Source organism: Mycobacterium sp. (assembly GCF_049585075.1).
Taxonomy (GTDB): Bacteria; Actinomycetota; Actinomycetes; order Mycobacteriales; family Mycobacteriaceae; genus Mycobacterium.
Genome location: NZ_JBAUZA010000351.1, coordinates 1 through 2,235 on the forward strand (window position 1 = coordinate 1; position 2,235 = coordinate 2,235).

Here is a 2,235-nt window from a genome sequence, read left to right on the forward strand (position 1 = left end):
TGCGGTCGCTTCGACGTTCGGCGGCGGCGGCCACAAGCTCGCCGCGGGTTACTCGACCACCGGTTCGACCGACGAGGTGGTGGCTTCGCTGCGCGCCGCTCTAGGGTGACCGGACCAGACCAACCGCAGGCGGGTGGCCGCCAGATCGCGCAGTTGGCCCTGCCGGCGCTGGGTGTGCTCGCCGCCGAGCCGCTCTACTTGTTGTTCGACACCGCGGTGGTCGGCCGGCTTGGCGCATTGAGCTTGGCCGGGTTGGCCATTGGCGGATTGATCCTCAGCATGGTCGGGTCCCAGCTGACATTTCTGTCCTACGGCACGACCGCCCGCTCGGCCCGCTATTTCGGCGCCGAAGACCGTGAGTCGGCGGTAGCAGAAGGTGCGCAGGCGACCTGGTTAGGCCTGGGTCTGGGCATGCTGATCGTCATCGTGGTGCAGGCGGCGGCGGTGCCGCTGGTGTCGGCGATCGCCGGTTCGCACGACATCGCCCATGCAGCGCTGCCGTGGCTGCGCATCGCGATCCTGGGCGCGCCCGCGATCCTGGTGTCATTGGCGGGCAACGGCTGGCTGCGCGGCGTGCAAGACACCGTCCGCCCACTGCGCTATGTGGTTACCGGGTTCGGGGTGTCGGCGCTGTTGTGCCCGCTGCTGGTATACGGCTGGCTGGGATTGCCTCGACTGGAGTTGGCGGGGTCGGCGGCGGCCAACCTGGCGGGCCAATGGCTGGCCGCCTTGCTGTTCGGACGCGCGCTGCTGGCCGAACGAGTTTCATTGCGTCCCGACTCCGCTGTGCTGCGGGCCCAGGTCGTGCTGGGGCGCGACTTGGTAGTGCGCACCTTGGCTTTTCAGGCCTGCTTCGTATCGGCCGCCGCGGTGGCCGCCCGGTTCGGCGCCGCGGCGGTGGCCGCCCATCAAGTCGTGCTGCAGTTGTGGAGTTTCCTTGCGCTGGTGCTTGATTCGCTGGCAATCGCCGCACAAGCGTTAGTCGGTGCGGCGCTGGGCGGCGGCGATACCTCGCTGGCGAAGGTAGTGGCCCGGCGGGTGACGGTAGCTTCGACGATCGCGGCCAGTGCGCTGGCGGCAGTGTTTGCCGTTGGCTCCTCTGTGCTCCCCGACCTGTTCACCGACGACCGTTCGGTGTTGGCCGCGATCAGCGTGCCGTGGTGGTTTCTGGTAGCCCAATTACCTTTTGCAGGAATTGTTTTCGCGCTCGACGGAGTACTGCTGGGTGCTGGCGACGCGGCGTTCATGCGCACTGCAACGGTGGTCAGCGCGCTGGTTGGCTTCCTGCCGCTGATCTGGCTATCGCTGGCGTTCGGCTGGGGGCTGGCCGGCATCTGGTCGGGACTGACCATGTTCATCATGTTGCGGCTGATCTTTGTCGGGTGGCGCGCAGTATCGGGCCGCTGGGCGGTGACCGGGACGTAAATGGTGCTACCGCACTTGCGCACGCCCGCGCTGCAGCACCGCTTCCCGGTTGGCGGCGATGTCGTCGCCGGTGGTCCGGAACTGGCGGGCCGCCGTCGCTTCCAGCCACAGGCCCTCGCTGGTCTGCGCGTCGTCAATCCGGTGATAGGACGCCAGCAGCGCCCGAACCGCGCTCTGGTTGTTGCCGACGATGCTCGCAGCCACCTCGCGCGCGGCCGGAAGCAGCCGCTCATGCGGCACCACTTCGGTGACCAGGCCGGCCCGCAGCGCATCCTCAGCGGACAGGTAGTCACCGGTCATGCTCATGCGGCGGGCCAGTCCGACACCGACTTTCTGCGGCAACCGCACGGACAGCCCCCACGTCGGCAATAGGCCGACTCGGGCATGGGTGTCGGCGAAGCGCGCATGCTCCGAGGCGATCAAGATGTCGCAGTACAGCGCCAGCTCCAGCCCGCCGGTGACAGCGGCGCCGTTGATCGCGCCGATCACCGGTTTGGTCAGCGGTGGCCAGCGCGGGGAAATGTCCGGTAGCGCCGACTGGCCGCCCAGCTCTTTGAGATCGAGCCCCGCGCAGAACACCGGGTCGCTGCCGGTCAGGATGACGACGTCGACGTCGTCATCGGTTTCCGCCTCAACCAGCGCGGCGAAGAACTGGTCTCGCAGCGCGGTCGACAACGCGTTGCGCGATTGCGGCCGGTTCAGGGTGAGGGTGCGCACGCGCTCGTCGGTGTGGATCAACAGGATGTCGTCGGTCATGGGGTTTACGGTAGCCACCCGCTGATGCGCCTTATCGTTGAGGGATGTGCCGAA

2 protein-coding genes and 1 pseudogene are annotated in these 2,235 nt (G+C 67.7%); 2 read left to right on the top strand and 1 reads right to left on the bottom strand.

The features are described 5' to 3' along the window. Both WB785_RS16530 and WB785_RS16535 read left to right on the top strand, forming a co-directional pair. A pseudogene (locus WB785_RS16530) lies at window positions 1-109 on the top strand (bifunctional oligoribonuclease/PAP phosphatase NrnA); the annotation flags it as partial. Next, complete coding sequence (locus WB785_RS16535) at window positions 106-1,425, top strand: MATE family efflux transporter (protein WP_424080396.1); 1,320 nt, start codon at window positions 106-108, stop codon at window positions 1,423-1,425. The pseudogene WB785_RS16530 and the gene WB785_RS16535, both read left to right, overlap by 4 nt. Before the next feature lie 6 nt (window positions 1,426-1,431). Here WB785_RS16535 and WB785_RS16540 read toward each other — a convergent pair whose 3' ends face one another. Next, complete coding sequence (locus tag WB785_RS16540) at window positions 1,432-2,181, bottom strand: enoyl-CoA hydratase (RefSeq protein ID WP_424080397.1); 750 nt, start codon at window positions 2,179-2,181, stop codon at window positions 1,432-1,434. Window positions 2,182-2,235: the final 54 nt, after the last annotated feature.

Coding starts and splice junctions, on each gene's coding strand:
- WB785_RS16540 (WP_424080397.1), bottom strand. CDS start 2,181: ATGACCGACGACATCCTGTTGATCCACACCGACGAGCGCGTGCGCACC.